We start from the raw sequence: 17,235 nt of genomic DNA on the forward strand, positions 1-17,235 counted from the left end.
TTGCCAGCCCGCACGGATGACCATCCGCATCGCACAAGGAGTCACCATGAAACGCGTCTTCACCGTTCTTGGCTTGCTGATCGTCGCGCTGCTCGTCGCGGTGGGCGGGTATGTGTACAGCAAGCAACCGACGCGTCAGGGCCAGGTAGAGCTGCGCAACCTGCAAGGTTCGGTCACCGTGCGTTACGACGAGCGCGGCGTGCCGCACATCCGTGCCGACAACGAAACCGATCTGTATCGCGCCCTCGGCTATGTGCATGCGCAGGATCGGCTGTTCCAGATGGAGTCTATGCGCCGCCTCGCCCGTGGCGAACTGGCCGAAGTGCTCGGGCCGAAACTGCTCGACACCGACAAACTGTTCCGCAGCCTGCGCATTCGCGAGCGCGCTGCCACTTACGTCGCCAACCTCGATAAGCAGTCGCCGGCCTGGAAGGCCCTGCAAGCCTATCTGGACGGCGTCAACCAATATCAGGACAGCCACGCCGCGCCGGTCGAGTTCGACGTGCTGGGCATCCCCAAGCGGCCGTTCACCGCCGAAGACAGCATCAGCGTCGCCGGCTACATGGCCTACAGCTTCGCCGCGGCGTTTCGCACCGAGCCGCTGATGACCTATGTGCGCGATCAACTCGGCGCCGATTACCTGAATGTCTTCGACCTCGAATGGCAGTCCAAAGGTGTGCTGGTCAAACAGCGCACGCCGGCGCCGTCGCTGAACGTCGCGGACTGGCAGAACCTCACCGCTCTCGCCCGCGTCAGCGAGCAGGCATTGATCGACAATGGCTTGCCGCAGTTCGAGGGCAGCAACGCCTGGGTCATCTCCGGAAGTCGCAGCAAGAGTGCCAAGCCATTACTGGCCGGCGATCCGCATATTCGCTTCTCGGTGCCTTCGGTCTGGTACGAGGCGCAATTGTCGGCGCCGGGCTTTGATCTGTACGGGCATCATCAAGCGCTGGTGCCGTTCGCGTTCCTCGGGCACAACATGGATTTCGGCTGGAGCCTGACCATGTTCCAAAACGACGATCTCGATCTGATCGCCGAGAAGGTCAATCCTGAAAACCCGAATCAGGTCTGGTATCGCGGCCAGTGGACCGACATGGTCAGCACCCAACAGCAGATCGCGGTGAAGGGCCAGGCGCCGGTGACCATCACTCTGCGCCAATCGCCGCACGGCCCGATCGTCAACGACGCACTCGGCACTGCCGCCGGCAAAACCCCGATTGCCATGTGGTGGGCGTTCCTCGAAACGCCAAACCCGATCCTTGAAGGCTTCTACCAGCTCAACCGCGCCGATACCTTGGCCAAGGCCCGCGCCGCAGCCGCCAAGGTGCAGGCGCCGGGGCTGAACATCGTCTACGCCAACGCCAAGGGTGACATCGCCTGGTGGGCCTCGGCGTTGCTGCCCAAGCGTCCGGCCGGGGTGAAGCCGGGTTTCATTCTCGACGGCAGCAGTAATCAAGCGGACAAGGACGGCTACTACCCGTTCAGTGCCAACCCGCAGGAAGAAAACCCGACGCGCGGCTATATCGTCTCGGCCAACTTCCAGCCCGTTTCGCCGACCGGGATGGAGATTCCCGGTTACTACAACCTCGCCGACCGTGGCCAGCAACTCAATCGCCAACTCAGCGACAAGAGCGTGAGGTGGGACAACGAGGCCAATCAGCAATTGCAACTGGGCACCGCCACCGGTTACGGCCAGCGTTTGTTGGCGCCGTTACTGCCAGTGCTGCGCGAAGTGGTGAGCATTCCGGCCGAGCTGAAACTGGTCGAGAATTTGGCGCAGTGGCAAGGCGACTATCCGCTGGATTCGGTCAACGCAACGCTGTTCAACCAGTTCCTCTATGACCTGACGGATGCGGCGATGCGTGATGAGCTGGGCAATGATTTCTTCGAGACATTGCTGTCGACGCGGGTGATTGATTCGGCGCTGCCACGGCTGGCAGCGAATGCCGATTCAGCGTGGTGGGACAAGCGCAACACGCCGACGAAAGAGACCCGCGCCGACACCGTGCGCGCCGCATGGCAGGCGAGCATGGCGCATCTGAAATCGACTTTGGGTGATGACGCATCGGGCTGGCAGTGGGGCAAGGCGCATACCCTGACCCATGGTCATCCGTTGGGTCAGCAGAAGCCGCTGGAGCGGATCTTCAATGTCGGCCCGTTCGCGGCGCCCGGCTCCCATGAAGTGCCGAACAACCTGTCCGCCAAGATCGGCCCCGCGCCGTGGCCGGTCACTTACGGGCCTTCGACGCGGCGGCTGGTGGACTTTGCTGACCCGGCGCACAGTTTGACGATTAATCCGGTTGGCCAGAGTGGCGTGCCGTTTGACCGTCACTATGAGGATCAGGCTGAGGCGTATGTCGACGGGATGTATGTGCAGGCGCATTTCAGTGATGAAGAGGTGACGGCGAATACGCGGAGTACGTTGAAACTGCTTCCTGCACGGGCGCAGTAAAAGCGCCCTCACCCCAACCCTCTCCCGGAGGGAGAGGGAGCCGACCGAGGTGTCTTGCGTCATACATCGACCTGAATGATTGGAGTCGATTATGGATTCAGCCGAGCTCGTTCAGGTCGGCGTATCCCTCCAATATCCCCCAATCGGCCCCCTCTCCCTCTGGGAGAGGGCTGGGGTGAGGGCAGGCAATCTCAAGCCTGCCCTCACCCTCAAACCACCAGCGAAAAATTCATCCGAAACTGCTGCGGTGTAACCCCCAGCCGCCGGTTGAACACCGCGCGCATATGCTGGGCATCACGAAACCCGCACTGATACGCCACAGTCTTCAACGCCGCCGCAGTGCTCTCCAGCATCACCCGCGCCGCATCCACCCGCGCCCGTTCGACGAACTCCGCCGGTGTAACTTTCGCCTCCCGCGCAAACACCCGCGAGAAATTGCGCGCACTCATGTTCGCCGCATTCGCCAGATCGGCAATCGTCAGATCCCCGGTCAGATTGGCCAATACATACAACTGCACCATCGCCACCGCCGAGGTCGGCTCGGCATGCGGTGTGAGAAACGGGCTGAACTGCGACTGCCCGCCCGTGCGCTGGGTGAATACCACCAGCCGCTTGGCCACGCTCAATGCCACCTCAGCGCCGTGATCGCGCGCCAGCAAGTACAGCGACAGATCAATCCCCGCCGTGACCCCCGCCGAGGTGTAGAGCTGCCCGTCCTCGACGTACAGCCGATCCGCTTCCACCCGCGTTGTGGGGCACAACTGCGCCAAGGCCTCAGCATCGTTCCAGTGGGTGGTGACGGTGCGTCCTTCGAGCAACCCGGCGCGAGCGAGCATGAATGCACCGTTGCAGATCGAGCCGAAGCGCTGCGCCCGCGCACTCGCATCACGCAACCAGGCATCAAACGTCTTGCCGAAATCCATGAATGGCAACTGCGGTCCGCCGGCCACCAGCAGTAAATCGTAGTCCTGCACAGCCTCGCTGAAATGCTGATGAGCGCTCAGGGTCAAGCCGTTGGAACAGGCCATCGGCCCGTGCTCGACGCCGATCACTTCCAGTCGGTAATGATCTTCGGACGGCAGAAAGCGATTGGCCTCGGCGAACACATCCATGGGCCCGCTGACATCCAGCGACTGCACGCCGGGGAACACCACGATGGCGATGGTTTTGCTCATATTCCTTGAAGCCTCCTGAGAGTCCCTGTGGCCTGCCCATTGGGTGAGTTGGCACGATTTGCCGGTTGATTGGCAAGGATCGCAGCCATGCGTCGATTGTTCGCGCTGTAACGCAAGCACAGACTTTGCCCATCAGCGCCGCCCCGGCGTTTGCGATGAGGACAAACCCCATGAGCACGACCATTGCCGGCATCCAGATCCCCGACAGCGCCCTCGCCCGGGCCACCACCGAGTACATCCGCGACATCGAATCCGATTTGCTTTACCACCATTCGCGCCGGGTATTCCTGTTCGGCGCGCTGAGCGGTGAGCGTCAGCAACTGGCCTACGATCCGCAGTTGTTGTACGTCGGCGCGATGTTCCACGATCTCGGGCTGGTCAAAGGTCATCGCAGTGACGATGAGCGTTTTGAAGTGGACGGCGCCAATGCGGCAGCGGCGTTTCTCAAGCCTTACGGACTGAGCGATGACGACATTGAACAGGTGTGGCTGTCGATTGCCCTGCACACCACGCCGGGCGTGCCCAAGCATCTGCGCCCGACCGTGGCGCTGTTGACAGCGGGTGTGGAGATGGATGTGTTGGGCATGGATTACGCGGCGTTCAGCAGCATGCAACGTGAGGCGGTGGTGCATGCGCATCCACGCGGAGAGGGTTTCAAGGAGTGCATCATCTGCGCGTTTGCCGATGGCTTGCGGCATCGCCCGCAGACCACGTTCGGCAACGTGAAGACCGATGTGCTGAAGGATCAGGAGCCGGGGTTCAAGCCGATGAACTTCGTTGAAGTCATCCGCAAATCCCCGTGGGTGAACTGACCGCAGATAAACCTGTGGGAGCTGGCTTGCCAGCGATGACGTCGTCACATCCGACATCAATGTTGAATCGAACGCCGCTATCGCGGGCAAGCCCGCTCCCACAGGGAATGGGGCTGATCACACATTTGTGATCAGCCCCATGACTGCTTACGCCGCTCCCGGCGCCGGTGCCCGGCGCACGTCCGGTTGTTTCCACGAGTCGGCGGCGCTTTCGTCGATGGCTTGCTGGATGGCTTTCTTGCGTGCTTCTTCGGCGCGGCGGCTGAAGAACCAGACCATGAAGGTCACGATCGACACCGCCAGCAGAATCAGACTGGCAACGGCGTTGATCTCAGGTTTCACGCCCAGACGCACCGCCGAGAATACTTCCATCGGCAGCGTCGTCGAACCCGGTCCGGAGACGAAGCTCGCCAGCACCAGGTCATCCAGCGACAAGGCGAAGGACATCATGCCGCCCGCTGCCAGCGATGGCGCAATCATCGGGATGGTGATCAGGAAGAACACCTTCCACGGCCGCGCCCCCAGGTCCATCGCCGCTTCTTCAATCGACAGGTCCAGCTCACGCAGACGCGCCGACACCACCACCGCCACATACGCCGCACAGAACGTCGTATGGGCGATCCAGATGGTGACGATGCCACGTTCCTGCGGCCAGCCGATCATCTGCGCCATGGCCACGAACAGCAGCAACAGCGACAGACCGGTGATCACTTCCGGCATCACCAACGGTGCAGTCACCAGACCGCCAAACAGCGTACGACCCTTGAAGTGCGTGATGCGCGTCAGCACGAACGCCGCCAACGTACCCAGCGCCACCGCTGCCACCGCCGTGTAGCAGGCGATTTCCAGCGAGCGCAGCACCGAGCCCATCAGTTGCGAGTTATCGAGCAGGCCGACGTACCACTTGATCGACCAGCCGCCCCACACCGTCACCAGTTTCGAGGCGTTGAACGAGTAGATCACCAGGATCAGCATCGGCAGATAGATGAACAACAGGCCGAGCACCAGCATCAGGCTGGAGAAACGGATGCGCTTCATTCTTTACCCTCCATTTCCTTGGCCTGACTGCGGTTGAACAGGATGATCGGCACAATCAGGATCGCCAGCATCACCACCGCCAGCGCGGACGCTACCGGCCAGTCACGGTTGTTGAAGAACTCTTGCCAGAGCACTTTACCGATCATCAGGGTTTCCGGACCGCCGAGCAGTTCCGGGATCACGAACTCGCCCACGACCGGGATGAACACCAGCATGCAGCCGGCGATGATGCCGTTCTTCGACAGTGGAATAGTGATCTTCCAGAAGCTGTTGAAGGTGCTCGAACCCAGATCGGACGCGGCTTCCAGCAAGCTGTTGTCGTGCTTCACCAGATTCGCGTAGAGCGGCAGGATCATGAACGGCAGGTACGAATAGACCACGCCGATATACACAGCGAGGTTGGTGTTGAGGATCTGCAATGGCTCATCGATAAAGCCCATGCTCATCAGGAAACCGTTGAGCAGACCGTTGTTGCTGAGGATGCCCATCCACGCATACACGCGGATCAGGATCGCGGTCCAGGTCGGCATCATGATCAGCAGCACCAGCACCGTTTGCATCTCTTTGCGCGCGCTGGCGATGGCATAGGCCATCGGGTAGCCGATCAGCAAGCAGAGGACGGTGCTGATCAGCGCCATCTTCAGCGAACCGAGGTAGGCGGCGATGTACAACTCGTCGTCGCCGAGCATCGCGTAGTTACCGAGGTTCAGCAGCAGTTGCAGCTTCTGCTCGGCAAAGGTGTAGATCTCGGTGTACGGCGGAATCGCCACGTCGGCTTCGGCGAAGCTGATCTTCAGGACGATGAAGAACGGCAGCATGAAGAACAGGAACAGCCAGATGAACGGAACCCCGATGACCAGCTGACGGCCATTTGGAATTATTCGATTAATGCGCCGTTTGAACTTCCGCATGTTCATGAGCGCAGTACCACGCCGCTGTCGTCTTCCCAGTACACGAAAACCTGATCGCCCCAGGTCGGACGTGCGCCGCGACGTTCGGCGTTGGCCACGAACGACTGCACCAGTTTGCCGCTCGGCAATTCGACGTAGAACACCGAGTGGCCGCCGAGGTAGGCAATGTCATGCACTTTGCCGCTCGACCAGTTGTACTCGCAGGTCGGCATTTCGGCGGTGACCAGCAGTTTCTCCGGACGGATCGCGTAGGTCACGGATTTGTCCTGCACCGAGGTGCTGATGCCGTGGCCGACGTAGATCTGCCGGTCGAGATCCTTGCAGGTGATGGTCGCGTAGCCTTCGGCGTCGTCGATCACTTCGCCTTCGAAGATGTTCACGTTGCCGATGAATTCGCAGACCAGGCGGCTGGTCGGGGTTTCGTAGATGTCGATCGGGCTGCCGATCTGCGCGATCCAGCCGAGATGCATGATCGCAATGCGCTCGGCCATGGTCATGGCCTCTTCCTGGTCGTGGGTCACCATCACGCAGGTCACACCCACGCGTTCGATGATTTCCACCAGTTCCAGCTGCATCTGCGAGCGCAGTTTTTTATCCAGCGCGCCCATCGGCTCGTCGAGCAGCAACAGCTTCGGCCGCTTGGCCAGCGAACGTGCCAACGCCACACGCTGCCGCTGACCGCCAGACAGTTGGTGCGGCTTGCGCTTGGCGTACTGACTCATCTGCACCAGCTTGAGCATCTCGGCCACGCGGGCTTCGACCTCGGCCTTGGGAATCTTGTCCTGCTGCAGACCGAAGGCGATGTTCTGCGCCACAGTCATGTGCGGGAACAACGCGTAGGACTGGAACATCATGTTGATCGGACGTTCGTACGGCGGCATGTCGGTGATGTCCACGCCGTCGAGAAAAATGCGCCCCTCCGTGGGCCGTTCAAACCCTGCGAGCATGCGCAGCAGGGTGGATTTGCCCGATCCCGAACCGCCGAGCAGGGCGAAAATCTCGCCTTTCTTGATTTCCAGGGACACGTCGTCCACGGCAATCGTCTCGTCGAACTTCTTCGTGACCCGGTCGATTTTGACCAACACCTGTTTCGGTGTCTGGTCGCCCTCGAGGGCTTTCTTATAGGCGCCGGAGGCAACTGCCATTTACAAAACTCCCAGAAAAAAACAGTGCAGTTCGCCCAAGCGGACGAACCCAGGATAGTTTGTGCCTTACATGCCCGACTTGACCTTGGTCCAGCTGCGGGTCATCAGACGCTGAATGTTCGGTGGCAACTCGGTCGACACATAAGCCTTGTCGATCACGGCCTGCGGTGGATAAACCGATTCATCGGTGCGGATCGATTGCTCCATCAACTTGTCCGAACCCGGATTCGGGTTGGCGTAACCGACGTAGTCACTGACCTGGGCGATCACCTCAGGTTTCAGCAGATAATTGATGAAGGCGTGGGCTTGTTTCACGTTCGACGAATCCTTGGGAATCGCCAGCATGTCGAACCACAATGCGCCACCCTCTTTCGGCACCGCGTAGGCGATGTTGACGCCCTTCTTGGCTTCTGCGGCACGGTTCTTCGCCTGGAAGATATCGCCGGAGAAACCGATGGCCACGCAGATGTCGCCGTTGGCCAGATCGCCGATGTATTTCGAAGAATGGAAGTAGGTCACGTAGGGGCGCACGGCGAGCAATTTGTCGGTGGCTTTCTCGTAATCCTTGGGATTGGTGCTGTTGGCATCCAGGCCCAGATAGTTGAGCACGGTCGGCATCATTTCATCGGCCGAATCAAGGAACGCCACGCCACAGCTTTGCAGCTTCTTGATGTTCTCCGGCTCGAACAGCACGCCCCAGGAATCGATCTTGTCGACGCCAAGCACCGCCTTCACTTTATCGACGTTGTAACCGATGCCGTTGGTGCCCCACAGGTACGGCACGGCGTACAGGTTGCCCGGATCGTTCTGCTCAAGACGCTTGAGCAGCATCGGGTCGAGGTTGGCGTAATTAGGCAGCTGCGCCTTGTCGAGTTTCTGGAACGCGCCCGCCTTGATCTGCTTGCCGAGGAAGTGGTTCGACGGTACGACCACGTCGTAACCGGTACGCCCGGCGAGCAGCTTGCCTTCCAGGGTTTCGTTGGAATCGAACACGTCGTAGACCGGTTTGATCCCGGTGGCCTTCTGGAAGTCGGCCAGCGTCGATTCGCCGATGTAATCCGACCAGTTATAAATATGCACCGTACCGGCAGCCTGGGCGCCGACAGCGATTGTCAGGCCGGCAGTGACCAGCAGGGCATTGCGCAAAGAAGAAAAAACAGGCACGTGGAGGTCCTCTAAATTAGTTGGGCCCAAGTTGCCCCGCGCTGCATGACAGCCATGGCTGCCCGACAACAAAACCGGCGCGCAACTTACCCTCGAAAAACCGATCCAGCAAAACTTTCCGTCATTTAATTATTCCGCTGGCCGCCATCGCGCAGACGACGGCCAGCGGGTGCTGCTTCAAACCGGATTACTTACCGGATTTGATCTTGGTCCAGCTGCGTGTGATCAGACGCAAAGTAGCCGCGTCCAGATCGCTGATCGCGTAGAGCTGTTTCTTCACTTCAGCCGATGGATAGATGCTCGCATCGCTGGTGATGTCTTTGTCCACTAGCGGTGTAGCGGCCTTGTTGCCGTTCGGGAAACGCACGGCGTTGGTAATCTCGGCCATCACTTCCGGCTGCAGCAGGTAGTTCATGAACTTGTAGGCGGCTTCAACGTTGGTGGCGTCCTTCGGAATCGCAACCATGTCGTAGAAGGTACCGGCGCCTTCTTTCGGAATGGTGTAGGCCAGTTTGACCTTGTCACCGGCTTCCTTGGCGCGGGTTTTCGACTGCTCGAGGTCACCCGAGTAACCCACGGCCACGCAGATGTTGCCGTTGGCCAGGTCGGAGATGTACTTGGAGGAATGGAAGTAACCAACCGAAGGGCGGATCTTCAGGAACAGATCTTCCGCGGCTTTCAGGTCAGCCTTGTCTTTGCTGTTGGTCGGCTTGCCCAGATAGTGCAGCGCCGCCGGGATCATTTCGGTCGGCGCGTCGAGGAAGCTTACGCCGCAGCTTTTGAGCTTCTCGATGTTCTCAGGCTTGAACACCACGTCCCAGGAATCGATTTTGTCGATGCCCAGCGCAGCCTTGACCTTCTCCGGGTTGTAGCCGATGCCGATCGAACCCCACATGTACGGGAAGGCGTGCTTGTTGCCCGGATCGCTGGCGTCGCCAACAGCCTTGAGCAGGTCTTCGTCGAGGTTCTTCCAGTTCGGCAACCTGGACTTGTCCAGTTCCTGATACACGCCAGCCTTGATCTGCTTGGCGAGGAAGTTGTTGGAAGGCACCACGATGTCGTAACCGGACTTGCCGGCAAGCAACTTGGCTTCGAGGGTTTCGTTACTGTCGAAAACGTCATAGACGACTTTGATGCCCGTCTCTTTCTCGAACTTGGCAACCGTGTCCGGTGCGATGTAGTCGGACCAGTTGTAAACGTGCAACACCTTGTCGTCCGCTTGAACCGCACCCGCCATCACGCCCATCAGGGACATGGCGAGCAGAGTCTTGCCAGCGAGCTTTTTGCCTAATGCCTTCATGCGTTGATGCTCCAAATTTTTCTTTTTTGAACCACATTGTTCAGCGGCCGAACCCGGACAACTGGAACCGCGGCTAGTCTGGCAAGATCCAAGGCGGTCTTTCAAGAAAAGACCAGCCTTTATGACAGCCTTGAGCGAAGTTGCAGCGCAGCCTTCGCTCAGAAGCCTAGCACTTAGCCCTGCAACGCACTCAGGGTCAGATCCAGACACTTGCGTGCCTTGGTCACCAGTTCATCGATCTCCGCTTTGCTGATCACCAGCGGCGGCGCGATGATCATGGTGTCGCCCACCGCGCGCATGATCAGCCCGTTGTCGAAGCAGAACTGCCGGCAGATCATGCCCGCCCCACGCCCTTCGTAACGCTTGCGCGTGGCCTTGTCCTGCACCAGTTCGATGGCACCCAGCAGACCGACGCCACGCACTTCACCCACCAACGGGTGATCGTTGAGTTCCCGCAGACGTTTCTGCAAATACGGTGCCGTTTCGTCGTGGGCGTTCTGGATAATTTTTTCGTCGCGCAGGATGCGGATGTTTTCCAGCCCCACCGCCGCCGCCACCGGGTGCCCGGAGTAGGTGAAGCCGTGGTTGAAATCGCCGCCCTCGTTGAGCACCGCGACCACTTCGTCTCGCACGATCAGGCCACCCATCGGGATGTAGCCGGAGGTCAGGCCTTTGGCGATGGTCATCATGTCCGGTTTGAGGTCGTAGAAATCGCTACCGAACCACTCACCGGTACGGCCGAACCCGCAGATCACTTCATCCGCCACGAACAGGATGTCGTACTTGGCGAGGATTTCCTTCACGCGCGGCCAGTAGCTGTCTGGCGGAATGATCACGCCGCCCGCGCCCTGAATCGGCTCGGCAATGAACGCGCCAACGTTGTCCACGCCGACTTCGAGAATTTTCTCTTCGAGCTGATTGGCCGCCCAGGTGCCGAACTCTTCCGGCGACATGTCGCCGCCTTCGGCGAACCAGTACGGCTGGGCGATGTGCACGATGCCCGGGATCGGCAAGTCGCCCTGCTCATGCATATAAGTCATGCCACCGAGGCTCGCGCCGGCCACGGTCGAACCGTGATAACCGTTCTTGCGGCTGATGATGACTTTCTTGTTCGGCTGGCCTTTGATCGCCCAGTAGTGGCGAACCATCCGCAGCATGGTGTCGTTGCCTTCGGAGCCGGAACCGGTGAAGAACACGTGGTTCATGCCTTCTGGCGCGATGTCGGCAATCGCCTTGGCCAATTCCAGCGCCGGCGGGTGGGCGGTCTGGAAAAACAGGTTGTAATACGGCAGCTCGCGCATCTGTTTGCTGGCGGCATCGGCCAGTTCATCGCGACCGTAACCGATCGCCACACACCAAAGGCCGGCCATGCCGTCGAGAATCTTGTTGCCTTCGCTATCCCAGAGGTACACGCCCTTGGCGCTGGTGATGATCCGCGGGCCTTTCTCTTTCAGCTGTTTGAAGTCGCTGAACGGCGCCAGGTGATGATCGTTGCTGAGGGCTTGCCACTCACGGGTTTGCGGGTTGTTGCTGGTCATGCCAATTCTCCTTGTGATCGGTGAAGGCGCGGCGTTTTGGGCGCCGCGCCGGGCGCATCAGACGGCGAACAACAGGTATTCGCGTTCCCACGAACTGATCACGCGCTTGAAGTTTTCATGCTCGGCCCGCTTGACCGCGACGTAGCCGGTGATGAAGGTCTTGCCGAGGTATTTCTCGACGGTCGAGCTGTTTTCCATACGCTCCAGCGCGTCTTCGATGGTCAGCGGCAGGCGCAGGTTTCTGCGTTCATAACCACGGCCCACCACCGGCGCGCTCGGGTTGAGGCCTTCGACCATGCCGATGTAACCGCAGAGCAGGCTCGCGGCAATCGCCAGGTACGGGTTGGCGTCGGCGCCCGGCAGGCGGTTTTCCACCCGACGGTTCTGCGGGCCGGCATCCGGCACACGCAGGCCGACGGTGCGGTTCTCTTCGCCCCACTCCACGTTCACCGGCGCCGAGGTGTCCGGCAGGAAGCGGCGGAACGAGTTGACGTTCGGCGCGAACAGCGGCAGCAATTCCGGGATCAGTTTCTGCAAGCCACCGATGTGGTGCAGGAACAACTGACTCATGCTCCCGTCTTCATTGGAGAAGACGTTCTTGCCGGTCTCGATGTCGATGATGCTCTGGTGCAGGTGCATCGCGCTGCCCGGCTCGCCGGTCATTGGCTTGGCCATGAAGGTCGCCGCCACGTTGTGCTTGAGCGCGGCCTCGCGCATGGTGCGTTTGAACACCAGAATCTGGTCGGCCAGCGACAGTGCGTCGCCGTGACGGAAGTTGATTTCCATCTGCGCCGTGCCGTCTTCGTGGATCAGCGTGTCGAGGTCCAGCTCCTGCAATTCGCACCAGTCGTAGACGTCTTCGAACAGCGGATCGAATTCGTTCGCCGCTTCGATGGAGAACGACTGACGACCGATTTCCGGACGCCCGGAACGGCCGACCGGCGGCTGCAACGGATAGTCGGGGTCGTCGCTGCGTTTGGTCAGGTAGAACTCCATTTCCGGCGCCACGATTGGCTGCCAGCCCTTGTCGGAATAGAGCTTCAGAACCTTCTTCAGCACGTTGCGCGGCGACAGCTCGATCGGGTTGCCTTGCTTGTCGTAGGTGTCGTGGATTACCTGCGCGGTCGGCTCGATGGCCCACGGCACGACGAAAACGGCGTTCTGGTCGGGACGGCAGATCATGTCGATGTCGGCCGGGTCGAGCAGTTCGTAATAGATGTCGTCTTCGACGTAATCGCCGGTCACGGTCTGCAACAGAACACTTTCTGGCAGGCGCATGCCCTTTTCGGCGATGAATTTGTTGGTCGGCGAAATCTTGCCCCGGGTGATCCCGGTCAAGTCGGCGATCATGCATTCGACTTCTGTGATCTTGTGGTCTTTCAACCAATCGGTGAGCTGGTCGAGGTTGTTACTCATAAATGCCTCTGGGCTGAGTCTCCTGACGCGTGTCAGGCAAAGTTTGACGCACGGGGCGTCGCGTGTAGGGCTTGCTTGCGCGCAGTGTCGGCTTACGCCGGGCACCGCGCCAAGACAATGAAAGAGGAGCTTACCTGCCCTTTACGCTGGCGTTGCATTTCCTGTGCACATCCGGCGCGTGCAGAATCACGAGCACGGCCAGAGGCACCGCGCAGGCCGCAGATGTGAAACAGATCTATATTGAAGGGAGAAGCGCTAAAGAGGATGCTTGGCCGTGCGTCCACAATAGAGGACGTTGCCGCGCGACCTGCCTTGGGCAGAGAATTCGCTGACCCGCTGCGAGCCTTGCTGGCTGCGCTGTGGACGGACGTATCGCCACTGATGTGATGAGCATGCAGACCGTACTGCAATGAGCAGTCGGTGACGCCGATTATCGGCAGGCGAGACATGAAGCACCCCGGTATTATTGCTGTTATGGGTTTGATCGGAGCTTAGCCTTGTTCATTTTTTTACACAACACCCCCGTAAAAAATACAACACGGCCCGCTCAAGCCTGCGGATGGCGCAGCGTTCAAAGGTAAAAAAACGCCCAAAACTGCCCCATAAATGCCCTCGCGGCGCTTTTTTAGGGCAAAAAAGGCCTCGCTTGACTTCGGCAGGCCGTTCGGGTTGACTGAAACCAGAAAAGATCAATGATTGATATTTTTAACAACAAAGGTGTTGCATCATGTCGGTACCCCCGCGTGCCGTTCAGCTCAACGAAGCGAACGCGTTCCTTAAGGAACATCCTGAGGTTCTGTACGTCGACCTTCTGATTGCGGATATGAATGGTGTGGTGCGCGGCAAGCGCATCGAACGCACCAGCCTCCACAAGGTTTACGAGAAAGGCATCAACCTGCCGGCCTCTCTATTTGCTCTGGATATCAATGGTTCAACGGTGGAAAGCACCGGCCTGGGCCTGGACATCGGCGACGCCGATCGTATCTGCTATCCAATCCCCGATACCCTGTGCAACGAGCCATGGCAGAAGCGCCCTACCGCGCAACTGTTGATGACCATGCACGAGCTCGAAGGCCAGCCATTCTTCGCCGACCCGCGTGAAGTGCTGGCCAACGTGGTGCGCAAGTTCGACGAAATGGGCCTGACCATCTGCGCCGCGTTCGAACTCGAGTTCTACCTGATCGATCAGGAGAACGTGAACGGTCGTCCGCAGCCGCCACGCTCGCCGGTTTCCGGTAAGCGCCCGCACTCGACTCAGGTCTACCTGATCGACGACCTCGACGAATACGTCGACTGCCTCCAGGACATTCTGGAAGGTGCCAAAGAGCAAGGCATCCCGGCCGACGCCATCGTCAAGGAAAGTGCCCCGGCGCAGTTCGAAGTGAACCTGCACCACGTCGCCGACCCGATCAAGGCCTGCGATTACGCGGTACTGCTCAAGCGTCTGATCAAGAACATCGCCTACGACCATGAAATGGACACCACCTTCATGGCCAAGCCGTATCCGGGCCAGGCGGGCAATGGTCTGCACGTACACATTTCGATTCTGGACAAAGAAGGCAAAAACATTTTTGCCAGCGAGGATCCCGAGCAGAACGCCGCGCTGCGTCACGCGATCGGCGGTGTGCTCGAGACCCTGCCCGCGCAGATGGCTTTCCTCTGCCCGAACGTCAACTCCTACCGTCGTTTCGGCGCACAGTTCTACGTGCCGAACTCGCCGTGCTGGGGCCTGGACAACCGCACCGTAGCGATACGCGTGCCGACCGGTGCAGCCGATTCGGTGCGCATCGAACACCGGGTTGCCGGTGCTGATGCCAACCCGTACCTGTTGATGGCTTCGGTTCTGGCTGGCGTGCACCACGGTCTGACCAACAAGATCGAACCGGGCGCTCCGGTCGAAGGCAACAGCTACGAGCAGAACGAGCAAAGCCTGCCGAACAACTTGCGCGATGCCTTGCGTGAGCTGGACGACAGCGAGGTGATGGCCAAGTACATCGATCCGAAGTACATCGATATCTTCGTCGCCTGCAAGGAAAGTGAGCTGGAGGAGTTCGAACACTCCATCTCCGACCTTGAGTACAACTGGTACCTGCATACCGTTTAAGCGGATTGCAGCTGCAAAAAAACGCCGTGGGTTAACTTAAGCCCACGGCGTTTTTTTATGGCCGCCTGCGGCGGATCGCTGGCAAGCCAGCTCCCACAGGGATCTGGGGCGGACACAGATTTTGAGTACAACACAAAACCTGTGGGAGCTGGCTTGCCAGCGATGGCGTCGTGGCAGACAACACACAAACCGGCTCGTACAATGCCCGCTGCCCCGCAGGAGACTTTCATGACGCGCCCCGCCACCGTCCGCAAACCCCGTGCCCGTAGCCAGGCGCGGATCGATTCGATTCTCGATGCCGCGCGCACGCTGCTCGCCACCGAGGGCGTGGCCAGCCTGTCGATTTACAGCGTTGCCGAGCGCGCGCAGATTCCGCCCTCCTCGGTCTACCACTTCTTCGCCAGCGTCCCGGCGCTGCTCGAAGCGTTGACCGCCGATGTGCACGCGGCATTTCGCGCCTGCCTGCAAGCACCCATCGACCACGCCGCCCTGCGCGACTGGCGTGACCTGTCGCGCCTGGTCGAACAACGCATGCTGGAAATCTATGGCGAAGACGCCGCCGCCCGCCAACTGATTCTGGCGCAGCACGGTTTGACTGAAGTCACCCAGGCCGACCGTCAGCACGATCTCGAACTGGGCGACCTGATGCACAAACTGTTCGATCATCACTTCGAACTGCCAAGGCTGCCGGACGACGTCGATGTGTTTGCGCTGGCGATGGAGTTGGGTGATCGCGTCTACGCACGCTCGGTGCAGCAGCACGGGCAGATCACCCCGCGCATGGCCGAGGAAGGCATGCGCGTGTTTGATGCTTATATCGGTTTGTACCTGCCGCCGTATCTGCCCAAACGCCCGGCCCCGGCGGGCTGAACGTCAATGAGCGCGCAGTAGCACTTTGTCCACGGAATGATCTGACGACTTGTTGATGATCAGCGTCGCGCTGTCACGGGTCGGCAGAATATTCTCGACCAGATTCTTCAGGTTGACCCGATCCCAGGTATCGGAAGCCATCGACAGCGCGTCTTCATCAGACAGATGTTTGTACTTGTTGAAATAGGACTCGGACGACTGGAAAGCCGTGTTCTTCAAGTACACAAACCGTTGCAGATACCACTTGCGGATATCATCGGTCGTCGCATCGAGATAGATCGAGAAGTCGATGAAGTCCAGAACACTCAAACCGCGGTACTTGTCTTCCTGCAGGACATTCAAGCCCTCAAGGACAATGATGTCCGGCGCCTCGATCCGCTGGGTTTCATTCGGCAGAATGTCATAGCGCACGTGCGAATAAATCGGCAGGTCGACCGGTTTGCCCTCGTTGCGCACCGAGCTCAAAAAATCCAGCAGCAGTGATTTGTCGTAGGACTCGGGGAAGCCTTTTCGATGCAACAGCTTCTTCTGTTCCAGCGTCGCCAGCGGGAACAGAAACGAATCCGTGGTCACCAGTTGCACATTCGGTGAGTCGGGCCAGGAGGCCAGCAGCGCTGCCAACACTCGGGCGAAACTGCTTTTACCTACCGCGACACTGCCGGAAACACCGATGATGAATGGCGCCTTGAACTCGGGCTCGCCGATGAAGGCCGCTTGCACCTGGCCGAACGACTGCGCAGACGCACAGTGCAGATGCAGCAAGCGCGACAGCGGAAGCAAGACATCCACGACCTCCTCCGTGGCCATCGGCTGGGCAGGACTGATCAGCGCACTCATCTGCTCGGGCGAAAGGCTCATCTCCACCTCCTCGCGAAAGGACGCCCACTGCTCGCGGCTGAACTCCCGATAGCCGAGCCCGGCGTGGAATTGCGCTGCTGCATCCCGGTTGATCGTCATACGCGTCCTGTATCTGCTGTCGCAAAAGCACGGAACATATCAGATCTCGAAAGACACGCATAAAAAACCCCGAAGGGCTGACACCCTCCGGGGCTGGTTTTTGCTCACCGGCTTACAACTTGGCGATGGAAACCTCGGTGGATTTCACAAAGGCAATCACTTCGCTGCCGACCACCAGTTCCAGCTCTTTCACCGAGCGTGTGGTGATTACCGAAGTGACGATGCCGGAAGCGGTCTGCACGTCGATTTCCGACAGCACGTCGCCGAGCACGATTTCCTTGATCGAGCCTTTGAACTGGTTGCGTACGTTGATGGCTTTGATAGTCATGGCAATGATTCCTGTCGTTTGCTTG

14 protein-coding genes are annotated in these 17,235 nt (G+C 59.6%); 4 read left to right on the top strand and 10 right to left on the bottom strand.

The window, feature by feature from the left end:
- Positions 1 to 46 precede the first annotated feature (46 nt).
- The gene (locus tag ACP7BN_RS16675; RefSeq protein WP_426205299.1) at positions 47 to 2,452 is read left to right on the top strand and encodes a penicillin acylase family protein; all 2,406 of its coding nucleotides are present in this window, start codon (positions 47 to 49) and stop codon (positions 2,450 to 2,452) included.
- 209 nt (positions 2,453 to 2,661) lie between these two features.
- On the opposite strand, the gene ACP7BN_RS16680 is transcribed toward ACP7BN_RS16675, so the two are convergent.
- Positions 2,662 to 3,627 (bottom strand): GlxA family transcriptional regulator, encoded by a 966-nt coding sequence (locus tag ACP7BN_RS16680; RefSeq protein WP_426205300.1) that lies wholly within the window; start codon positions 3,625 to 3,627, stop codon positions 2,662 to 2,664.
- 170 nt (positions 3,628 to 3,797) lie between these two features.
- On the opposite strand from ACP7BN_RS16680, the gene ACP7BN_RS16685 reads away from it, so the two are divergent.
- Positions 3,798 to 4,439: an HD domain-containing protein gene (locus tag ACP7BN_RS16685; protein WP_426205301.1), complete on the top strand. Its 642-nt coding sequence runs from the start codon at positions 3,798 to 3,800 to the stop codon at positions 4,437 to 4,439.
- A gap of 147 nt (positions 4,440 to 4,586) precedes the next feature.
- Here ACP7BN_RS16685 and ACP7BN_RS16690 read toward each other — a convergent pair whose 3' ends face one another.
- The 7 genes from ACP7BN_RS16690 to ACP7BN_RS16720 all read right to left on the bottom strand — a co-directional run bounded on the left by ACP7BN_RS16690 (position 4,587) and on the right by ACP7BN_RS16720 (position 12,951).
- A complete protein-coding gene (locus ACP7BN_RS16690) occupies positions 4,587 to 5,477 on the bottom strand; it encodes an ABC transporter permease subunit (protein WP_426205302.1) in 891 nt (296 codons plus the stop codon).
- A complete protein-coding gene (locus tag ACP7BN_RS16695) occupies positions 5,474 to 6,355 on the bottom strand; it encodes an ABC transporter permease subunit (RefSeq protein ID WP_420647527.1) in 882 nt (293 codons plus the stop codon). Before ACP7BN_RS16695 ends, ACP7BN_RS16690 begins: the two co-directional genes overlap by 4 nt.
- 35 nt (positions 6,356 to 6,390) lie before the next feature.
- A complete protein-coding gene (locus ACP7BN_RS16700) occupies positions 6,391 to 7,533 on the bottom strand; it encodes an ABC transporter ATP-binding protein (protein ID WP_420647420.1) in 1,143 nt (380 codons plus the stop codon).
- A 66-nt stretch (positions 7,534 to 7,599) separates the two neighbouring features.
- Positions 7,600 to 8,697, bottom strand: a complete 1,098-nt coding sequence (locus tag ACP7BN_RS16705) for a polyamine ABC transporter substrate-binding protein (RefSeq protein ID WP_420647421.1) — start codon at positions 8,695 to 8,697, stop codon at positions 7,600 to 7,602.
- A 187-nt stretch (positions 8,698 to 8,884) separates the two neighbouring features.
- A complete protein-coding gene (locus ACP7BN_RS16710; RefSeq protein ID WP_426205303.1) occupies positions 8,885 to 9,997 on the bottom strand; it encodes a polyamine ABC transporter substrate-binding protein in 1,113 nt (370 codons plus the stop codon).
- Positions 9,998 to 10,170: 173 nt separating this feature from the next.
- Positions 10,171 to 11,535 carry an aspartate aminotransferase family protein gene (locus ACP7BN_RS16715; protein WP_426205304.1) on the bottom strand — a complete coding sequence of 455 codons (1,365 nt, stop codon included), beginning with the start codon at positions 11,533 to 11,535 and terminating at the stop codon, positions 10,171 to 10,173.
- Between the two features lie 57 nt (positions 11,536 to 11,592).
- Positions 11,593 to 12,951, bottom strand: a complete 1,359-nt coding sequence (locus ACP7BN_RS16720; protein ID WP_420647424.1) for a glutamine synthetase family protein — start codon at positions 12,949 to 12,951, stop codon at positions 11,593 to 11,595.
- 727 nt (positions 12,952 to 13,678) lie between these two features.
- Between ACP7BN_RS16720 and ACP7BN_RS16725 the strand changes: the two genes are divergently transcribed.
- Both ACP7BN_RS16725 and ACP7BN_RS16730 read left to right on the top strand, forming a co-directional pair.
- Positions 13,679 to 15,055 carry a glutamine synthetase family protein gene (locus ACP7BN_RS16725; protein ID WP_426205305.1) on the top strand — a complete coding sequence of 459 codons (1,377 nt, stop codon included), beginning with the start codon at positions 13,679 to 13,681 and terminating at the stop codon, positions 15,053 to 15,055.
- Positions 15,056 to 15,283: 228 nt separating this feature from the next.
- Complete coding sequence (locus ACP7BN_RS16730) at positions 15,284 to 15,925, top strand: TetR/AcrR family transcriptional regulator (RefSeq protein ID WP_426205306.1); 642 nt, start codon at positions 15,284 to 15,286, stop codon at positions 15,923 to 15,925.
- 3 nt (positions 15,926 to 15,928) lie between these two features.
- On the opposite strand, the gene coaA is transcribed toward ACP7BN_RS16730, so the two are convergent.
- On the bottom strand, positions 15,929 to 16,882 hold the full coding sequence (coaA, locus tag ACP7BN_RS16735) for a type I pantothenate kinase (RefSeq protein WP_426205307.1): 954 nt from the start codon (positions 16,880 to 16,882) through the stop codon (positions 15,929 to 15,931).
- A 112-nt stretch (positions 16,883 to 16,994) separates the two neighbouring features.
- On the bottom strand, positions 16,995 to 17,210 hold the full coding sequence (locus ACP7BN_RS16740; protein ID WP_003229256.1) for a TOBE domain-containing protein: 216 nt from the start codon (positions 17,208 to 17,210) through the stop codon (positions 16,995 to 16,997).
- Positions 17,211 to 17,235 lie beyond the last annotated feature (25 nt).

The organism is Pseudomonas sp. TWP3-1, from assembly GCF_049896625.1.
In the GTDB taxonomy this organism is placed as follows: Bacteria; Pseudomonadota; Gammaproteobacteria; order Pseudomonadales; family Pseudomonadaceae; genus Aquipseudomonas.

Excerpts from the sequence above, each read along its gene's own strand:
- ACP7BN_RS16675 (WP_426205299.1), top strand. The coding sequence starts at position 47 with ATGAAACGCGTCTTCACCGTTCTTGGCTTGCTGATCGTCGCGCTGCTC.
- ACP7BN_RS16680 (WP_426205300.1), bottom strand. The coding sequence starts at position 3,627 with ATGAGCAAAACCATCGCCATCGTGGTGTTCCCCGGCGTGCAGTCGCTG.
- ACP7BN_RS16685 (WP_426205301.1), top strand. The coding sequence starts at position 3,798 with ATGAGCACGACCATTGCCGGCATCCAGATCCCCGACAGCGCCCTCGCC.
- ACP7BN_RS16690 (WP_426205302.1), bottom strand. The coding sequence starts at position 5,477 with ATGAAGCGCATCCGTTTCTCCAGCCTGATGCTGGTGCTCGGCCTGTTG.
- ACP7BN_RS16700 (WP_420647420.1), bottom strand. The coding sequence starts at position 7,533 with ATGGCAGTTGCCTCCGGCGCCTATAAGAAAGCCCTCGAGGGCGACCAG.
- ACP7BN_RS16710 (WP_426205303.1), bottom strand. The coding sequence starts at position 9,997 with ATGAAGGCATTAGGCAAAAAGCTCGCTGGCAAGACTCTGCTCGCCATG.
- ACP7BN_RS16715 (WP_426205304.1), bottom strand. The coding sequence starts at position 11,535 with ATGACCAGCAACAACCCGCAAACCCGTGAGTGGCAAGCCCTCAGCAAC.
- ACP7BN_RS16720 (WP_420647424.1), bottom strand. The coding sequence starts at position 12,951 with ATGAGTAACAACCTCGACCAGCTCACCGATTGGTTGAAAGACCACAAG.
- ACP7BN_RS16725 (WP_426205305.1), top strand. The coding sequence starts at position 13,679 with ATGTCGGTACCCCCGCGTGCCGTTCAGCTCAACGAAGCGAACGCGTTC.
- ACP7BN_RS16730 (WP_426205306.1), top strand. The coding sequence starts at position 15,284 with ATGACGCGCCCCGCCACCGTCCGCAAACCCCGTGCCCGTAGCCAGGCG.
- coaA (WP_426205307.1), bottom strand. The coding sequence starts at position 16,882 with ATGACGATCAACCGGGATGCAGCAGCGCAATTCCACGCCGGGCTCGGC.
- ACP7BN_RS16740 (WP_003229256.1), bottom strand. The coding sequence starts at position 17,210 with ATGACTATCAAAGCCATCAACGTACGCAACCAGTTCAAAGGCTCGATC.